Genomic DNA, 17231 nt, shown 5'->3' with positions numbered 1-17231 from the left:
GGGGGGGGCAGGGGGAGGGGTCTGCGCGCGTCCGCGCGCGAATGCGCAGAGAACAGGTCCTGGAGACAGAGCCGGACCGCCAGAATTCAGGCCGGCATCAACCGCGAAAACCCCCTCCCCCTAACCCCCTCCCGCGAGGGGAGGGGGGACGCGTTCTTCTTTTGGTCGGCCGATCGGATCCGAACCCATCCCGCTCCAAGACAGCAGGATCGTCCCAGTGACCCTCAAGCTCGTCATCAAACGTCTTCTCTTCCTCGTCCTGGTGGTCTGGGCCGCCTCGACGATCGTCTTCTTCATCCCGCGCCTGTCGAGCCGCAATGCGCTGCGCGAGCGGTTCGGCGAGCTGGCCCGCACCGGCGGCTTCTCGCCCCAGGATCTGGAGAAGATCATCGCCTCGATGCAGCAGCAGTTCGGGCTCGACCAGCCGCTGTACCACCAGTACTGGACCTATCTCGGCAACATCCTGCGGATGGATTTCGGCTATTCGCTGTACCGCTACCCGTCGACCGTCGCCGACCTGCTGGCGCAGTCGCTGCCCTGGACCATCGGCCTGCTGCTGGTCACGACGATCCTCAGCTTCATCCTCGGCAACCTGCTCGGCGCCGTCGCCGCCTGGCCGCGGGCGCCGCATTGGCTCAGGGCCTTCGCCACGCCCTTCATCCTGCTGACCGGCGTGCCGCCCGTGATCATGGGCATCCTGCTGCTGTTCTTCATCGGTTTCCGGCTGAAATGGCTGCCGCTCGGCGGCGCCTATTCGGTCGGGGTGGTGCCGACCTTCTCGCTCGACTTCATTCTCGACCTGCTGCGGCACCAGGTGCTGCCGGCGCTGGCCCTGATCTTCGGCTCGGTCGGCGGCTGGGTGCTGTCGATGCGCGGCATGGGCGTCACCATCCAGGGCGAGGACTATGTGAACTTCGCCGAGCACAAGGGCCTGACCGGCGGCCGGATCTTCCGCGACTACTATCTCCGCAACGCGATGCTGCCGCAGGTGACCGGGCTGGCCCTGGCGCTCGGCACCGTCGTCACCTCGGCCATCATCGTCGAGGGGCTGTTCGGCCTGCCGGGCATCGGCAGCATGCTCAACCTCGCCATCCGCGCCAACGACTTCCCGACCATCTACGGCATCGTGCTGTTCATCACCATCGCCGTGGCGGTGCTGATGACGGTGGTGGAGTTCCTCTACCCGCTGCTCGATCCCCGCGTCCGGCATTCGTGAGGAGCGAGAGACATGTCGATCGCCGCGCTCTCGCCGCCCGCCGAAACCAGGCTCGGACGCCCGGGCAGCCTGGTCCTGGTGCTGCGCTATCTGCGCCGCAACAAGGGGCTGGCCCTCGGCGTCCTGATCCTGCTCGGCTTGACCGCCTTCACCGTCATCGGCCTGCTGACGATCAATCCCAAGGACGCCTATCCGCTGTCGGTGGCGGTGAAGAAACCGCCGGGCCTGAAATACCCCTTCGGCACGGATTTCTTCGGCCGCGACCTGTTCTCCGCCATGGTCGTGGGCATGTGGCAGACGGCCTTCATCGGCTTCGTCGCCGGCGGGCTCGGCACGCTGATCGGCGTCGTGCTCGGCTTCATCGCCGCCTATTTCGGCCGCTGGATCGATGCGATCATCCGCACGGTCTGCCAGATCCTGACGCCGATCCCGGTGCTGCTGATCCAGGTCGTGATCGCCGGCTCGCTCGACAAGCGCGACGTCACCATCGTCACCATGGCGCTGATCGTGGTGCTGCTGGCCTGGATGGGGCCGACCCTCGTCATCCGCGCCCAGGTGCTGACGATGAAGGAACGGCAGTTCGTCGCCGTGGCCAAGCTGTCGGGCGTCAGCGATCTCGGCATCATCTTCAAGGAGATCCTGCCCTGCCTCTTGCCCTTCATCGCCGCGGCCTTCGTCGCCCAGGTGTTCTCGGCCGTGTTCGCCGCCTTCTATCTCGCCGTGCTCGGGCTCGGGCCGCTGCGTGAGCCGCTGCTCGGCAACATCATCTGGGCGGCGCAGTCGCAGGGCGCCTTCTTCAACGGCTGGTGGTGGTGGCCGATCATCCCCTCGGTGGCGATGATCCTGATCCTCGGCTCGCTCGCCCTGATCAATATGGGGCTCGACGAGCTGGCCAATCCCCGCGTGCGCAGGTCGGAGTGACGGCGATGGATGTGACGCTCGCGCCGCTCCGGGAAAGGGCAGGGACCATGAACCGACCCGCCGCGGCAATCCAGCCGGTCCTCGATGTCCGCAACCTCGAAGTGACCTACTACACCGACTCCGGCCGCGCCAAAGCGCTCGACGATGTCAGCTTCACGCTAAAGGCCGGCGAGAAGCTCGGCATGGTCGGCGAATCCGGCTCGGGCAAGAGCACGCTGGCGCTGGCCATGATGCGGATGATCAAGCCGCCGGGCCGGATCGAGGGCGGCGCGGTGATCATCGGCGGCGCCGACCTGATGGCGCTGGACGCGGAAGGGATGCGCCAGGCGAGGCTGTCGCGGATCGCCTATATCCCGCAGGGCGCGATGAACTCGCTCAACCCGGTGATGCGGATCGGCGCCCAGATGATCGACGCGGTGAAGTCGCACCTGCCGGGCGAATCCCGCGCTTCCATCGAGGCGCGCTGCAAGCGGGCGCTGCAATCGGTCGATCTCGATGCCGGCGTCTACCGCATGTATGCCCATGAGCTGTCGGGCGGCATGAAGCAGCGCGTCTGTATCGCCATCGGCATCCTGCTCGACCCCCATGTCATCATCGCCGACGAGCCGACCAGCGCGCTCGACGTCGTCACCCAGCGCCAGGTGATGGAGACGATCGACAATGTCCAGAAGGCGATCAACGCCGCGGTCATCCTGATCGGCCACGACATGGGCCTGATGGCGCAGTTCGTCGACAAGGTCGCGGTGATGTATGCCGGACGGCTGGTCGAGGTCAGCACGGTCCGCGAGATGTTCACGGACCCGAAGCATCCCTATTCCCAGGCGCTGATCGAGAGCCTGCCGAGCCTGGAGAACAAGGGCGTCTTCCGGGGCATCCCCGGCCTGGCGCCGTCGCTGCTGCGGCTGCCGGGCGGCTGCGCCTTCCATCCCCGCTGCGGCAGGGCCATGGCCGTCTGCAGCACGGTACGGCCCGAGCAGCGCATCCTGGCCGGCGGTCGCGGCGTGACCTGCCACCTCTATGACGGGGACGCCTGACATGGCCGATCTGCTGCGGCTCGAGCACGTCTCGAAGACCTATACCCGCGGGCTGGTCAACGCACAGACGACGGTCGCGCTGCGCGACATCTCGCTGACGCTCAAGGAGGACGAGCCGACCATCCTGACCGTGGCCGGCGAGAGCGGCAGCGGCAAGACCACGCTGGCCATGCTGCTGCTCGGCTTCATCGCGCCCTCGACGGGCCGGATCATCTATCGCGGCAAGGACGTCTCGACCCTCCGCGGCAAGGAGAAGATGGCCTATCGCCGCGAGGTCCAGGCCGTGTTCCAGGACCCCTTCGCCGTCTTCAACCCGTTCTACACGGTCGACCATCTGCTGACCGTGCCGATCCGGAAGTTCCGCCTCGCGGCGTCGAAGGCGGATGCCCGCAGCAAGATGGAGGAGGCACTGACCGCCGTCGGGCTGCGTCCCGAGGACATCCTCGGCCGTTTCCCGCACCAGCTGTCGGGCGGCCAGCGCCAGCGCATCAACGTCGCCCGCGCCCTGCTGCTGAAGCCGCGGCTGCTGATCGCCGACGAGCCGGTGTCGATGGTCGACGCGTCGCTCCGCGCCACGATCCTCGAGACGCTCCGCAACCTGCAGCGCGACCACGGCGTGTCGATCATCTACGTCACCCACGACCTGACGACCGCCTACCATATCGCCAAGTCGATCATCGTGCTGTATCGCGGTGCGGTGATGGAGGCGGGGGATGTCGACCAGGTGATCAAGGACCCGCAGCACCCCTACACGCAGCTGCTCGTGGATTCGATCCCCTGGCCCAATCTCGACCGGCGCTGGGGTGCCCAGCCGATCAAGGCGCGCGAGGCCGGTGTCGGCACCGACGGATGCCGCTTCCGGCCCCGCTGCCCGGGGGCGATGGAGGCTTGCGGGGCGGAGCCGCCGCTGTTCCGGATCGGCGATCGCCAGACTGCCTCATGCTTCCTCCACGATCGGCAGCCGGAGGTCGCGCAGGAGCGCCTTTCGGAGCTGCTGCCCGCCTGACTTCGCCGACCATCACCCTTCACTGCCCAGCCTCTCCGGGATCCTCACGACCATGCTCGAAATCGCCGAATTCATCAGCCCCACGCCGACGCCCGTCTGGAAGCTGGCCAAGCAGGCTGGGGTGGACCTCGCCGTCGGCGGCCTGCCGCCCGACGACCTGCTGCAGGGCGAGGCGCCGTGGGACTACGGGCCGCTCCAGCGTTTGAAGCAGCGTTACGAGGCCGCCGGCTTCACCCTGAAGGTGATCGAGTCCCGCCCGCCGCTGAACAAGGCGAAGCGCGGCCTGCCGGGGCGCGACGAGGAGATCGCGACGGTCTGCACGCTGCTGCAGAATATGGGCCGGCTCGGCATCCCGGTCTGGTGCTACGAGTGGATGACCGACTTCAACTGGGTGCGCACCAATCTCGCCACGCCCTCACGCGGCGGCTCGGTGGTCACGAGCTTCAACATCGCCGACGTGCCTGAGGACCTGACCAGCAACCCGCCGATCGGCGAGGACGAGCTCTGGACCAATCTCGACTATTTCCTGAAGAAGGTGCTGCCGGTCGCCGAGGCGGCGAAGGTGAAGATCTCGATGCACCCGGACGATCCGCCGCTGTCGCCGATCCGCGGCGTCGGCCGGATCATGCGCAGCATCGACAACTACCGGCGCCTGGTCGAGACGGTGCCGAGCCCGATGAACACGATCACGCTGTGCCAGGGCAACTTCACCCTGATGACCGACGACCTGCCCGGCGCCATCCGGTCTTTCGGCAAGGTCATCTCCTTCGTCCATTTCCGGGATGTGCAGGGCACGCCCGAGGCGTTCCGGGAGACCTGGCACGACGCCGGCAAGACCGACATGCTGGCCTGCATGCGCGCCTATCGCGACATCGGCTTCGACGGCGTGCTGCGCCCCGACCACGTCCCGACTGTCGAGGGCGACAGCAACGAGCATGCCGGCTACTCCGCCTTCGGACGGCTCTACGCCATCGGCTACATCCGCGGCCTGCATCAGTCGGTCTACGGCGCGTGAGCGGGGAGGGGACGATGGACAGCGTAGAGACCGTCAAGACCATCGCGCTGACCGGCGGCAGCGGCCGGATCGGCCGCGCCATCGCCGCGGCGGCGCTGCGCCGCGGCCACCGCATCGTCAGCATCGACCGCGCCGCGCCGGCGGAGGCGCAGGGGAACATCCGCTTCGTCCAGGCCGATATTGGCGACTATGACGCTCTGGTCGAGGCCTTCCGCGGCTGCGACGCCCTGATCCACATGGCGGCCATTCCCTCGCCGGGCCACCACCCCGATCACATCGTCCACAACAACAACGTCACCGGCAGCTACAACGCCCTGCGCGCTGCGGTCGAGGTCGGCATCACCCGGATCGTGCAGGCGTCGAGCGTCAATGCGATCGGCCTGTCCTTCAGCCGCGAGGCGCATTTCGACTATCTCCCGCTCGACGAGGTGCATCCGAACTACACCGAGGAGCCGTACTCGCTGTCGAAATGGATCTGCGAGCAGCAGGCCGACACCTTCGCCCGCCGCTACAGCGACCTCAGGATCGCCAGCATGCGCTTCCACCTGGTGGTGGACGAGCGCGCCCAGGCCGGGGCCGTCTACGGCTTCGCCACCAAGGAGGCGTCGAAGCATCTCTGGGCCTACACGCTCTATGAGGCGGCGGCGCGGGCCTGCCTCTTGGCGCTCGATGCGCCGTTCAAAGGCCACGAGGTCTTCTACATCACCGCGCCGGACACGGTGATGGATATCCCGAGCCTGGATCTCGCCGCCCGCTTCTTCCCGGACGTGCCGATCCGCGGCGACCTCAGCGGCAACCGCAGCTTCTTCTCATCCGCCAAGGCCGAACGGATGCTCGGCTGGCGCCATGACCCCGACTGAGGTGCTTTCATGAAGATCAAGGACGTCAAGGTCATCGTCTGCTCGCCGGGGCGGAACTTCGTCACCATCAAGATCGTCACCGACGAGGGCCTGTACGGCATCGGCGACGGCACGGTGAACGGGCGCGAGCTCGCGGTCGTCAGCTATCTGCAGGACCATGTCGCGCCGCTGCTGATCGGCCGCGACCCGGCGCAGATCGAGGACATCTGGCAGTATCTCTACCGCGGCGCCTATTGGCGGCGTGGGCCGATCACCATGGCGGCGATCTCGGCCGTCGACATGGCGCTGTGGGACATCAAGGCCAAGACGGCCAACATGCCACTGTACCAGCTGCTCGGCGGCGCCTCGCGGCAGAAGGCGATGGTCTACACCCATGCCCAGGGCATGAGCATCGAGGAGGCCGTGGATGCCGTCGGCCGGAAGCGCGACGAGGGCTACATCGCGATCCGCTGCCAGGTCGGCATCCCCGGCCTGCCCGCGGTCTACGGCACCGGCATGGGGTCGAAGCAGGGCGCGGGCCTGGCTGAGGCCTTGCCGCATGAGGAGGTGTGGTCGACCGCGAAATACATGGGCCATATCCCCAAGCTCTTCGCGCGGCTGCGGGACGTCTATGGCGACGACCTGCACCTGCTGCACGACACGCATCATCGCCTGACGCCGATCGAGGCGGCGCGGCTGGGCAAGGATCTGGAGCCGTTCCGGCTGTTCTGGCTGGAAGACCCGGTGCCGGCCGAACTGCAGGAGGGCTATCGCCTGATCCGCCAGCACACGACGACGCCGATCGCGCTGGGCGAGGTATTCAACACGATCTGGGACGCGCGGCTGCTGATGGAGGAGCAGCTGATCGACTACATCCGCGCGACCTCGGTCCATGCCGGCGGCGTGACCGGGCTCCGGCGCATCTTCGATTTCGCCTCGGTCTATCACATCCGCACCGCCTGCCACGGGCCGATGGATGTCTCGCCGGTGGCGATGGGCACCAATGCCCATATCGATCTCTGGGTGCCGAATTTCGGCATCCAGGAATTCTCCGGCTACACCCCGCTGATGCACGAGGTCTTCCCGCATTCCTGGCGGCAGGAGGGCGGCTATCTCCACCCGGGCGAGGCGCCGGGCCACGGCGTCGACATCGACGAGGCACTCGCGGCGAAGCATCCCTATCAGCGCTCCTACCTGCCGGTGAACCGGCTGGAGGACGGCACCCTCTGGCATTGGTGACCGACATGAAGATCTCAGCCATCCGTGCCTACCCGGTCTGGGTCGGCACGCGCAACCAGCTCATCGTCAAGGTCGAGACCGATGAAGGCCTGTTCGGATGGGGCGAAAGCGGCCTCTCCGGCCGCGAGAAGGCGGTGGTCGGCGCCATCGAGCATTACCGCGAATTCCTGATCGGCCGCGATCCGTTCCGGATCGGCGCGCTGTGGCAGGAGATGTATCGCAGCCAGTATTTCGAGGGCGGCCGCGTGCTGCAGGCGGCGATCTCGGCGATCGACATCGCGCTCTACGACATCCTCGGCAAGGCGCTCGGCGTGCCGGTCTACCAGCTGCTCGGCGGCAAGCAGCGCGACCGGATCCCGACCTTCGCCACCACCTCCGCCCCGCCGGGCGAGGAGATGATCGAGCAGGCGAAGGAGCTGATCGCGGCCGGCTGGACCGCGATGCGCCTGTCGCCCTCCGGTCACCGGGGCGGCGAGATCTATGAACCGCGCGAGCATATCGCGACGACGGCCAGATGGTGCGTCCGGGCCCGCGAGGCGCTCGGCGACGACGTCGTGCTCGGCATCGACTTGCATCACCGCCTGTCGGTGGCGGAGGCGGCGAGCTTCTGCCAGAAGATGCCCTCCGGCACGCTCGACTTCCTCGAGGAGCCGATCCGCGACGAGACGCCGGAGGCCTATGAGGCGCTGCGGCGGATGGTCGCCGTGCCCTTCGCGATCGGCGAGGAATTCGCCTCGAAATGGCAGTTCCTGCCCTACATCGAGCGCAACATCCACCAGTTCAACCGGCTCGATGTCTGCAATGTCGGCGGGCTGACCGAGGCGATGAAGGTCGCCGGCTGGAGCGAGGCGCACTATGTCGACATGATGCCGCACAATCCGCTCGGGCCGATCTGCACGGCGGCGACGGTGCATTTCGCTGCCGCGGTGCCGAACTTCTCCTGGCTGGAAACCCGGACCTCGGCGGCCGAGCAGCTCGGCTTCGACAATGCCGAGCTGTTCCCGGTCCAGCCGCGGATCGAGAACGCCCATTATCCGGTGACGGACGCGCCCGGCCTCGGCGTCGAGGTGAATGAGGAGCTGGTCAAGCAGCAGAGCTTCAAGTTCTGGGAGGCGCCGCATCTGAAGCGCAACGACGGATCGGTGACGAATTGGTAGACCTCGGCCCGCTCGACGAGCCCGCCTTCGACATCGTCGATCCGCGCTTCGCCGCCTGCACCGTGCCGGACGCCCGGGTCGAACGGATCTGGACCGGCAGCCGCTGGACCGAAGGGCCGGCCTGGCTCGCCGCGCGCGGCCTGCTGGTCTGGTCGGACATCCCGGGCGACCGGATGCTGGCCTGGGAGCAGGCGACGGGAAGGGTCTCCATCTTCCGCCAGCCGGCGAACAGCCCGAACGGCAACACGGTCGACCGCGAGGGGCGGTTGGTCACCTGCGAGCAGACGCCGCACCGGATCGCGCGGATGGAGCCGGACGGCACGGTCACGCCGCTGGTCGACCGGATCGACGGCCGCCGCTTCAACTCTCCGAACGACGTCGTGGTGGCGTCGGACGGTACGATCTGGTTCACCGACCCCAGCTACGGCCGGGCGAAGGACCGCGGCGAGGGGCCGGACGTCGAAGGCTGCCATGTCTACCGGTTCGATCCGGCAACCGGCGCGGTCCGGCAGATGACAGATGATTTCGTGATGCCGAACGGCCTCGCCTTCTCGCCGGACGAAAGCCTGCTCTACCTCGTCGACACCGGCAGCACCGAACGGCCGGATGGTCCCAACCATCTGCGCCGCTTCCGCGTTGGGTCCGGCGGGACGCTGTCGGGCGGCGAGGTTCTGGCCGAGGCCCATGGCCATTTCGACGGCCTGCGCGTCGACACCGAAGGCCGGCTGTGGATGGCGGCCGATGAGGGCGTCCGATGCTACCTTCCCGACGGCACGCTGATCGGCCGGGTGAACCTGCCGGAGCGTGCCGCCAACCTGACCTTCGGTGGCGCCGGCCGCGACCTCCTGATGATCACGGCGACCAGCTCGGTCTATCTCTGCCCGGTGAACGCCGTCGGCGCCGTGCCCTGAGCCGTACGGGGCATCAATGTGTGCGGGTCAGCAGCAGCCGCTTGGTGCGATCGTCGTTCAGCATGATGCCGTCGGGAACGCGGCGGACCGTGAACAGCCAGCCGCCGGCCTCGATCGCTGGGGGCGGAGCGTCGGCGAGGACCCGCCGCGGCAGCGCCAGATGCAGGTCCGGGGCGCGGGCCTCCAGCGCCGTCTCCCACGTGCCGTAGGGCGTGCGCAGGCGTAGCACCGTCTCGCCGCTGTCCTCGCCGATCTCCGCCGTGAAGCCGGTGGCGGCGTCGGCATAGCGCCCGGCCAGGCCTGGCGCGGTCGGCAGGGCGGTGTCGGACAGACGGTGGAAGCGCTGCGCCCGACCGAACCAGCGCGTGTCGATGCTGCCGTCGCCGCGCGGCGTGAACTCCAGCGCCACGATGCCCCGCTCGGGCATGAAGCTGTCGTCGCCGACTTGCCCGATCGGCAGGCCGCCGCCCATGTTGCTGACGAAGATCGGTTCGCCGTCCTTCACGGCGATGCCGAACACGTCGTCGCCGTCTTCGGCCCGGTACAGCCCGGCGGCGCGGGCCAGCCGCTCGGTCGCGCCGGCCGAGCGCGACGGGCCGGGTTCATGGCCCAGCACCAGGTCGAGGATCCGCCGGGCCAGGGAGAACGGGCCCATGTCGTCGGTGTTGCCGAGGATGACGATGCCGATCCCGGCCTCCGGGAAGCGCACCGATTCCGAGCGGCCGCCGGCGACGCCGCCGCCATGGCCGATGCTGGCCAGGCCGCGGTAGCGGCAGGTGACGAGGCCCAGGCCGTAGGGTGAGGGGATGCCGTCGATCACCGCGCCGGGCGTCGACATCCGGGCGATCATCTCCGGCGTGCCGACCTTCGGCGCGTCGAGATTGGCCAGCCACAGCGTCATGTCCTCGAGCGTCGAGACCATGCCGCCTTCGCCGCCCAGCACCACGCCCCATTGCGCCTTGTGCCAGCCGCCGTCCGACCCGCGGGTGTGATGGTCCGCCAGCCGCGGCAGGATCTCAGAATCCCGGGGCATCAGCCGGGTGTCGCGCATGCCCAGCGGCCCGGTGATGCGCTCCTCCAGCAGCTGGTTGAAGCTCTGTCCCGAGACCTGCTCGACGATCTCCGACAGCAGGAAGAAGCCGGTGTTGCAGTAGATCAGGTCGGTGCCGGGCCGGAAGTTCACGCCGCCATGCCGGCCGATGATCCGGCGCGCCCCGGCGCGGGTGGACGGTGCCGAGACCGGCAACCCGCCCAGGATCATGATCTCCAGGAAATCCCGCAAGCCTCCGACATTGGCGGCTAGGTGGTGCAGCGTCACCGTCTGCGGATACTCCGGCAGCCAGGGCAGGTGGCGGCGGACATCGTCCTCCATCGACAGCCTGCCCTCGGCCTCCAGCATCAGCGCCAGCAGCACGGTGAACTGCTTGGTCTGCGACCCGATGCGGATCACCGTGCGCTCGTCGATCGGCACGGCATGGGCCAGGTCGGCCATGCCGTAGCAGCCTCGATGGATCTCGCGCCCGTGCCGGGTGACGCGGACCGCGGCGCCGGGCGAATCCGGCCGGGCCCAGCGCGCGAACAGCGCGTCGATCCGGGCGCTGAGGTCCGGGGGCAGGGGGCTGTCGTGGCTCATGGCGTCCTCCCGGGAGGCGGTATCAGGCGAAGGGGTTCTCCATGCGCGGCCAGAACGGCAGGCGGCGCTTGGTGTAGGGGATGTCGCCGAAGCTGGGCGGGATCGCGCCCGGCGTGGTGACGTAGCGGATCTCGGCCGCGATCGGGGCGAAGCCGGCATGGAAATGCTGGGTCGACTTCACCACGATGATCGCCTTGCGGGAAGGGTCGATGCCGAAGGCAGTGTAGGCGTCGGGCGCGAAGGTCTGGCTGCGCAGCGTCACCAGCACCAGGTCGACCTCGTTGGCCGCCTGCACCCAGACGCCGCGGCCCAGCGGCGACCGGTCTTCGCTCAACCCGGTCTGGACCAGCACCGGCAGCACGCGCTTGACCGTGACCCGCAGATCGACCGGGTCGCCCGAGGCCGGGCCGCATTTGCCGCCGATGCGCAGGTCGAAGACGGCGCCCTCGCCGGCCTCCTCGCACAGCGCCACCGCCTGCGGGTCCCAATAGCAGCCGCTGAGCACGTTGCCGATGCCGCGGTCGATGATCCGGCTCAGGATGAAGGTGCTGTCGCCGGGCGCGCCGCCGCCGGCATTGTCGGCCACGTCGGCCAGCACCACCGGGCCGCGCGGCGCCGCCAGGGCGTGGTCCAGCGCCTTGTCCACGGTGTCGTGCGGGGTCGCTGTGGCATGGCGCAGGTCCCAGATCTCCCGGCCCAGATCCTCGGCCACGCGGCGGGCCCTGTCGCGGTCGCCGTCGGCCACCACCAGCATCCGGGCGCCGACATCCTCGACATCGCCCCAGGGAAAGCCGTGGCCGAAGGTGACCGACAGGATGCCGTCGCGGCCCTCCAGCGCCTGCATGCGGTCGACGAAGCCGCGCATCGGCTCGGCCGGGGTGCGCCACATGCCGATCATGCGGCAGTCATGCAGCGCCATCACCGGCCGGATCTCGCCGCGGCGGGCGCGCAGGCACAGCTCGTACAGCTCGACCGCCCGCGGCTCCATGTCGGTGTGCGGGTATTCCTTGAACCCGATGATCGCGGTGCAGGCCTCGATCATCCGGTCGGTCAGGTGGCAGTGCAGGTCCAGCTCCATGCCGACCGGCACGTCGGGGCCGACGATGGCGCGCACCCGCTCGGCCGTGTCGCCCTCGCAGTCGTCATAGCCGTCGGCCACCATGGCGCCATGCATCAGCAGCAGCACGACATCGACCGGCCCGGCCCGACGCAGGTCGTCCAGGATGTCGTCGCGCAGGCTCTCGTAGAGCGTCCGGATGGTGCGCCCGGCCGGCTGGGCGATGGCGGTGACGCTCTCGACCAGCTCGTGCCCGTCGCGTTCGGCCAGCCTGCGCCAGGTCTTCTGGCAGATCGTCTCGGCCACGGTGTCGTCCAGGCTGGCGTCGCGCCGCCGGTAGGTCTCCGGTGCGTAGAAGCTGGCGGCGCCGGTCGGCAGCGGCGAGTAGGTGTTGGTCTCGGTGACCAGGGCGGCGATGAAGATCTTCACGGATGCGCCTCCGTTGCGATGGGGCCGACGACACCGGCCCGGAAACGGCCGGGGGACAGGGCGGCGGCGGTGACGCCCAGCCGGGCGAGATCCTCGGGCACCGCGTCGCCGCGCAGCAGCGCCGCCCCCAGCCGGGCCATCGCCGGCGCGGTCTGGAAACCATAGCCTCCCTGGCCGGCGCACCAGAAGAGGCCCGGCGCCTCGGGGTCGACGCCCAGTACCGGCGTCTTGTCGGCGACGAAGCTGCGCAGCCCGGCCCAGCGATGGGTCAGGCGCCGGATCGTCAGCGTGGTCGCGCTCTCGATCCGGTCGACCGCGACGGCGACGTCGATCTCCTCCGGCTGCGCGTCGCAGGGCGGGCTCGGCGTCTCGTCGGCGGGGGAGCCCAGCAGCCTGCCGGCATCCGGCTTGATGTAGAAGGTCTCGTCCAGGTCGACCACCATCGGCCAGCCGTCGACCGCATGGCCCGGCGCGTCGAACAGGAAGGCGGTGCGCCGCTTCGGCACTAGCCCGACCGGGGCGACCCCGGCCAGCGCCGCGATCGAATCGGCCCAGGCCCCGGCGGCGTTGACCACGATGCCGGCCTCGACCGCGCCGGCCGTCGTCTCGATCCGCCAGCCGCCGCCGGGCAGCGGCGCCAGGGCCGTGACCTCGGCCCCGGTGCGCACCTCGCCGCCGCGCCGGCGCAGGCCGCGCAGCGACCCCTGCAGCATCCCATTGGTGTCGAGGTCCAGCGCCTCCGGCTCGAACACCGCGCCGCCGACGCGGTGCAGCACCGGGAACCGGGCCACGGCATCGTCGGCGCCGATCTCGCGCACGCTCGGGACCAGGGCCGCCAGAGCCTCCGCCCGGCTGCGGATCGCCGCCTCCTGGCCCGGCCGGCCGACATGCATGGCGCCGCGCGGTCGGGTCAGGACGAAGCCTGCGAAATCCTCGGGCGGGGCCTGCAGGAAGTCGCGGCTGGCGGTCGACAGGGCGCGCACCACGGCGTTGCCGTAGGTCTCGGAGAACAGGGCGGCGGACCGGCCGCTGGAATGATACCCGGCCTGGCTCTCGCGCTCGAGCAGCAGCACCCGGCGGCCGTCCGCAACAGCGCGGGCCAGCGACGCGCCGGCGATGCCTCCCCCGATCACGGCGACGTCGACAACATCCATCCGGCAGCCTCCCTTTGGTCAAGATTGCGGGATGATAGTGTTTGTGTCAAATAATTTATCGTATAGGAAAATTCATGGTTCTTGCGATAAGACCCGAACTCGACATAGGGTGATCGACCAACCATCGTCCGGGTCCGCGCATGTCCAATCAGCCCAAGCTCGGGGAATGCCTGAAGGCGCTGCGGCGCCGGCACGGCTGGACGCTGCAGGACGTCAACCGGCGGACCGGGGTCGCGGTCTCGACCCTGTCGAAGGTCGAGAACGACCAGATGTCGCTGACCTACGACAAGCTGCTGCAGATCAGCGAGGGGCTGGGCATCAACCTGGCCGAGCTGCTGGCGCCGCCGGCGGGATCGGGGGCGGCCCTGGCCCGGCGGTCGATCAGCCAGCCCGGGGAGGGGCTGCTGCAGGTCACCCAGAACTACGACTACCTGTATCTCTGCACCGAGCTGCAGCGGAAGCGGATGGTGCCGGAGATCGGCCGGGTGAAGACCCGCACCATCGAGGAGTTCGGCCCGCTGGTGCGTCATTCGGGGGAGGAGTTCATCTACGTCGTCGAAGGGGCGATTGAGGTGCACACGGACCACTACGCGCCGGTGCGGCTGGAGAAGGGCGGCAGCATCTATATCGACAGCACCATGGGCCATGCCTACATCTCGGTGGGCGAGGGCGACGCCACGGTGCTGGCCGTCTGCTCCAGCCCCGATCCCGACCTGGAGGGAACGCTGCGCTCGCTGTTCACGATCTGACCGGGCCGCGCCCGGCCGCGGGGCCGGGCACGGTCAGCCGGGGCTACATCGTCGCGGTGACGCTGTAGCCGAACAGGAACATCAGGAACTTCGACATGTCGACTGCATCCTCCGCCTCGTAGCGGATGGTGTAGGTGTCGACCTGGGTGACGAAGCGCAGATAGGCCAGGTGCTCGACCGGCAGGCGGTGGCGGAACCGCACCTCCAGGGCGAAGGGCGGCTTCAGCCGGAACGGCTTGGCCTCGCCGATCCGGGCAATGGCGCGCTTTACGCCGGCGCGCACCGCCTTATGGGCCGCCGCCGGCGTCAGGGTGCGGGCGGAGCGCGTGCTGTGCGCCCATTTCACCGTCGTCGTCTCGATGTCGCCGAGGATGTCGCGGATCTCGGCGGTCGCCACATCGTCGCCCGAGGCGTAGATCACCGGCACGCCGTAATGGCCGGCGATGGCGGCGTTCAGCCCGGCCTCGTTCAACACCTGGCCGTTGACGCGCACCTCCTGGAAGGCGCTGCCGCTCAGCGTGTGCGCCAGCACGCCGGCCGGGTTGCTGGCGCCGGAGTGGTAGCCGATCAGCAGGGCGCCGGCGAACTCGCCGACCTCGATGCCCTGCATCATGCACAGCGGCCGCGGCCAGCTGCGCACCAGCTGCACGCTCTCCGGCAGCTTCTCGATCTTGATGCTCTCGCCGTTGCCGTGCGAATCGCTGACCACGATCCCGGTCGCCCCGGCCTCCTGCGCCGCCTCGCAGGCGGCGACCACCGTGTCAGTCATCCAGTCGCGTGCCCGCTCGTATTCGAAGCCCTCGGGACTCGTGTGGTCGCGGCTGACCACCCCGACGATGCCCTCGATGTCGGCGGAGATGTAGAGACGCATTCCGTCCTCCCGGCTTGTCATTGGTGCTTGTGGCAGGGACCACTGTTGCATACGGTATTTTTTAGCGTATAGGAAATTTCTTCTTGCCCCAGCGTCGGAGCCGCCATGCAGGACGATCGCGTGCTCGAGGTCGAGAATCTCCAGGTGTCGTTCTCGCTGGGCGGGGGCGAGACCCTGTGCGCGGTGAAGGGCGTCTCGTTCCATATCGGCCGAGGTGAGACGCTGGCGCTGGTCGGGGAATCGGGCAGCGGCAAGTCGGTCACCGCGATGACCATCATGCGCCTGGCCGAGTATGACGGCGCCCGGCTGGTCGGCGGGTCGGTCCGCATGCGCCTCCGCGGGGGAGAGGTGGCCGATCTGGTCCGGCTGCCGCAGAAGCGGATGAGGGATGTGCGGGGATCCGACATCTCGATGGTGTTCCAGGACCCGATGGCCAGCCTGAACCCGGTCTTCAGCATCGGTTTCCAGATCGCCGAGGCGATCATGCGGCATCAGAAGAAGAGCGCGGCGGAGGCGCGCGCGATCGCGCTCAACGCCCTGAAGCTGGTGCGGGTGCCGGAGGCGGAGAAGCGGCTGGACCAGTATCCGCACCAGCTGTCCGGCGGCATGCGCCAGCGGGTGATGATCGCCATGGCGCTGTGCTGCCGCCCGTCGCTGATGATCCTGGACGAGCCGACTACGGCGCTGGACGTCACCATCCAGGCCCAGATCCTGGACCTGGTGCGGGCGCTGCAGGGCGAGATCGGCATGTCGGTGCTGTTCATCACCCATGACATGGGCGTGGTGGCCGAGATGGCGGACCGCATCTGCGTCATGCTGAAGGGAGAGATCGTGGAGACCGGGACGGTCTACGAGGTGTTCGAGTCGCCGCTGCACGCCTATACCCGCGCGCTGCTGGCCGCGGTGCCGCGCCTGGGCAGCATGGCCGACAAGGACGAGCCCGAGCGGTTCCCGCTGGTCGAGACGGGCGACGCCCTGGCCGAAGCGCGTGACGCCGTGAGCGTCGAGGCGGTGCCGGCATGACCCCGCTGCTGGCGGTCGAGAAGCTGACCACCCGCTTCGACCTGCGCTCCGGCGTCTTCGGCAAGGTCACCGGCCGGGTCCATGCGGTCGAGAACGTGTCGTTCGAGATCTTTCCGGGCGAGACGCTGGCCCTCGTCGGCGAAAGCGGCTGCGGCAAATCCACCATCGGCCGCAGCATCCTGCAGCTGGACCGGCCGGTCTCCGGCTCGATCCGGTTCGAGGGCCGCGAGACGCTGGGCCAGCCGGCGCGCGAGATCCAGGCCCTGCGCCGCCGGGTGCAGATGGTGTTCCAGGACCCGTTCAGCTCGCTGAACCCGCGCATGACCGTAGGGCAGGCGATCGCCGACCCGATGCTGGTCCATGGCGGCCTGTCGCGGGCCGAGGTCGGGGCGCGCGTCGCCGAGCTGCTGCAGCGGGTAGGGCTGACGCCCGAGCATGCGCGGCGCCATCCGCACGCCTTCTCCGGCGGCCAGCGCCAGCGCATCTGCATCGCCCGGGCGCTGAGCACCCGGCCGAAGCTGGTGATCGCCGACGAGGCGGTGGCGTCGCTGGACGTCACCATCCAGGCCCAGGTCATCAACCTGCTGATGGACCTGCAGGCGGAGACCGGGATCTCCGTCCTGTTCATCTCGCACGACATGGCGGTGGTGGAGCGGATGGCCCATCGCGTGGCGGTGATGTATCTCGGCCAGATCGTCGAGATCGGCAGCCGGCGCGAGGTCTTCGGCAACCCGCGGCACAGCTACACCCGCAAGCTGCTGTCCTCCGTCCCCGTCGCCAATCCGCGGGAGCGGCCGGAGAACCGCCTGCTGCTGGCGGACGAGATCCCGAGCGCGGTGCGGCCGCCCGATTTCGAGCCGGTGTTCCTGCCGATGCAGCGGGTGTCCGACCGGCATTTCGTGCGCGCGGAGGCCTGAGCGGGTCATGACCTGGGGTTGTATTCCGATACGCTAAAGGTTTTCCGGATCGGGGAAAAT

The 17231-nt window shown here is 68.9% G+C and carries 16 protein-coding genes; 12 read left to right on the top strand and 4 right to left on the bottom strand.

Going from position 1 to position 17231, the window contains the following annotated elements; translation table 11 throughout:
• The first annotated feature begins 217 nt into the window (after positions 1 to 217).
• Genes AAHM41_RS07705 through AAHM41_RS07665 form a run of 9 tightly spaced genes read left to right on the top strand, consistent with a single transcriptional unit; the run spans position 218 to position 9338 of the window.
• The gene (locus AAHM41_RS07705; RefSeq protein ID WP_342235943.1) at positions 218 to 1216 is read left to right on the top strand and encodes an ABC transporter permease; all 999 of its coding nucleotides are present in this window, start codon (positions 218 to 220) and stop codon (positions 1214 to 1216) included.
• 12 nt (positions 1217 to 1228) lie between these two features.
• Positions 1229 to 2137 carry an ABC transporter permease gene (locus tag AAHM41_RS07700; protein ID WP_342235942.1) on the top strand — a complete coding sequence of 303 codons (909 nt, stop codon included), beginning with the start codon at positions 1229 to 1231 and terminating at the stop codon, positions 2135 to 2137.
• A 47-nt stretch (positions 2138 to 2184) separates the two neighbouring features.
• The gene (locus AAHM41_RS07695) at positions 2185 to 3171 is read left to right on the top strand and encodes an ABC transporter ATP-binding protein (RefSeq protein ID WP_342235941.1); all 987 of its coding nucleotides are present in this window, start codon (positions 2185 to 2187) and stop codon (positions 3169 to 3171) included.
• A 1-nt stretch (position 3172) separates the two neighbouring features.
• Entirely contained in the window at positions 3173 to 4177 is a 1005-nt protein-coding gene (locus tag AAHM41_RS07690; RefSeq protein WP_342235940.1) for an ABC transporter ATP-binding protein, read from the top strand.
• A gap of 52 nt (positions 4178 to 4229) precedes the next feature.
• A complete protein-coding gene (locus AAHM41_RS07685; protein ID WP_342235939.1) occupies positions 4230 to 5192 on the top strand; it encodes a mannonate dehydratase in 963 nt (320 codons plus the stop codon).
• A 14-nt stretch (positions 5193 to 5206) separates the two neighbouring features.
• Positions 5207 to 6052: an NAD-dependent epimerase/dehydratase family protein gene (locus tag AAHM41_RS07680; RefSeq protein ID WP_342235938.1), complete on the top strand. Its 846-nt coding sequence runs from the start codon at positions 5207 to 5209 to the stop codon at positions 6050 to 6052.
• 9 nt (positions 6053 to 6061) lie between these two features.
• Entirely contained in the window at positions 6062 to 7270 is a 1209-nt protein-coding gene (gene manD / locus AAHM41_RS07675) for a D-mannonate dehydratase ManD (RefSeq protein WP_342235937.1), read from the top strand.
• Positions 7271 to 7275: 5 nt separating this feature from the next.
• On the top strand, positions 7276 to 8427 hold the full coding sequence (locus AAHM41_RS07670) for a mandelate racemase/muconate lactonizing enzyme family protein (protein ID WP_342235936.1): 1152 nt from the start codon (positions 7276 to 7278) through the stop codon (positions 8425 to 8427).
• Positions 8421 to 9338, top strand: coding sequence for an SMP-30/gluconolactonase/LRE family protein (locus AAHM41_RS07665; protein ID WP_342235935.1), 918 nt, complete (start codon positions 8421 to 8423; stop codon positions 9336 to 9338). Before AAHM41_RS07670 ends, AAHM41_RS07665 begins: the two co-directional genes overlap by 7 nt.
• Before the next feature lie 13 nt (positions 9339 to 9351).
• Here AAHM41_RS07665 and AAHM41_RS07660 read toward each other — a convergent pair whose 3' ends face one another.
• From AAHM41_RS07660 to AAHM41_RS07650, 3 genes are read right to left on the bottom strand one after another with little or no spacing between them, the layout of a single operon-like run.
• Complete coding sequence (locus tag AAHM41_RS07660) at positions 9352 to 10971, bottom strand: serine hydrolase domain-containing protein (RefSeq protein WP_342235934.1); 1620 nt, start codon at positions 10969 to 10971, stop codon at positions 9352 to 9354.
• A gap of 22 nt (positions 10972 to 10993) precedes the next feature.
• Positions 10994 to 12457: a M81 family metallopeptidase gene (locus tag AAHM41_RS07655; RefSeq protein ID WP_342235933.1), complete on the bottom strand. Its 1464-nt coding sequence runs from the start codon at positions 12455 to 12457 to the stop codon at positions 10994 to 10996.
• The gene (locus AAHM41_RS07650; RefSeq protein WP_342235932.1) at positions 12454 to 13611 is read right to left on the bottom strand and encodes an NAD(P)/FAD-dependent oxidoreductase; all 1158 of its coding nucleotides are present in this window, start codon (positions 13609 to 13611) and stop codon (positions 12454 to 12456) included. Before AAHM41_RS07650 ends, AAHM41_RS07655 begins: the two co-directional genes overlap by 4 nt.
• A 140-nt stretch (positions 13612 to 13751) precedes the next feature.
• On the opposite strand from AAHM41_RS07650, the gene AAHM41_RS07645 reads away from it, so the two are divergent.
• Positions 13752 to 14360, top strand: coding sequence for a helix-turn-helix domain-containing protein (locus AAHM41_RS07645; RefSeq protein ID WP_342235931.1), 609 nt, complete (start codon positions 13752 to 13754; stop codon positions 14358 to 14360).
• Between the two features lie 43 nt (positions 14361 to 14403).
• Here AAHM41_RS07645 and AAHM41_RS07640 read toward each other — a convergent pair whose 3' ends face one another.
• Positions 14404 to 15231 (bottom strand): M55 family metallopeptidase, encoded by an 828-nt coding sequence (locus AAHM41_RS07640; protein WP_342235930.1) that lies wholly within the window; start codon positions 15229 to 15231, stop codon positions 14404 to 14406.
• A gap of 105 nt (positions 15232 to 15336) precedes the next feature.
• On the opposite strand from AAHM41_RS07640, the gene AAHM41_RS07635 reads away from it, so the two are divergent.
• A complete protein-coding gene (locus AAHM41_RS07635; RefSeq protein ID WP_342235929.1) occupies positions 15337 to 16254 on the top strand; it encodes an ABC transporter ATP-binding protein in 918 nt (305 codons plus the stop codon).
• Positions 16251 to 17171: an ABC transporter ATP-binding protein gene (locus tag AAHM41_RS07630; protein WP_342235928.1), complete on the top strand. Its 921-nt coding sequence runs from the start codon at positions 16251 to 16253 to the stop codon at positions 17169 to 17171. The genes AAHM41_RS07635 and AAHM41_RS07630 overlap by 4 nt, the downstream gene beginning before the upstream one ends.
• The last annotated feature ends 60 nt before the right edge of the window (positions 17172 to 17231 follow it).

The organism is Inquilinus sp. OTU3971 (genome assembly GCF_038440215.1).
Note: the sequence above shows the minus strand (reverse complement) of the source record. Positions and strands in the feature narration are given on the sequence as shown.

Bases quoted from the DNA above. Each gene is read 5' to 3' on its own strand.
- AAHM41_RS07700 (WP_342235942.1), top strand. From the start codon at position 1,229: ATGTCGATCGCCGCGCTCTCGCCGCCCGCCGAAACCAGGCTCGGACGC.
- AAHM41_RS07695 (WP_342235941.1), top strand. From the start codon at position 2,185: ATGAACCGACCCGCCGCGGCAATCCAGCCGGTCCTCGATGTCCGCAAC.
- AAHM41_RS07690 (WP_342235940.1), top strand. From the start codon at position 3,173: ATGGCCGATCTGCTGCGGCTCGAGCACGTCTCGAAGACCTATACCCGC.
- AAHM41_RS07685 (WP_342235939.1), top strand. From the start codon at position 4,230: ATGCTCGAAATCGCCGAATTCATCAGCCCCACGCCGACGCCCGTCTGG.
- AAHM41_RS07680 (WP_342235938.1), top strand. From the start codon at position 5,207: ATGGACAGCGTAGAGACCGTCAAGACCATCGCGCTGACCGGCGGCAGC.
- manD (WP_342235937.1), top strand. From the start codon at position 6,062: ATGAAGATCAAGGACGTCAAGGTCATCGTCTGCTCGCCGGGGCGGAAC.
- AAHM41_RS07670 (WP_342235936.1), top strand. From the start codon at position 7,276: ATGAAGATCTCAGCCATCCGTGCCTACCCGGTCTGGGTCGGCACGCGC.
- AAHM41_RS07660 (WP_342235934.1), bottom strand. From the start codon at position 10,971: ATGAGCCACGACAGCCCCCTGCCCCCGGACCTCAGCGCCCGGATCGAC.
- AAHM41_RS07650 (WP_342235932.1), bottom strand. From the start codon at position 13,611: ATGGATGTTGTCGACGTCGCCGTGATCGGGGGAGGCATCGCCGGCGCG.
- AAHM41_RS07645 (WP_342235931.1), top strand. From the start codon at position 13,752: ATGTCCAATCAGCCCAAGCTCGGGGAATGCCTGAAGGCGCTGCGGCGC.
- AAHM41_RS07640 (WP_342235930.1), bottom strand. From the start codon at position 15,231: ATGCGTCTCTACATCTCCGCCGACATCGAGGGCATCGTCGGGGTGGTC.
- AAHM41_RS07635 (WP_342235929.1), top strand. From the start codon at position 15,337: ATGCAGGACGATCGCGTGCTCGAGGTCGAGAATCTCCAGGTGTCGTTC.
- AAHM41_RS07630 (WP_342235928.1), top strand. From the start codon at position 16,251: ATGACCCCGCTGCTGGCGGTCGAGAAGCTGACCACCCGCTTCGACCTG.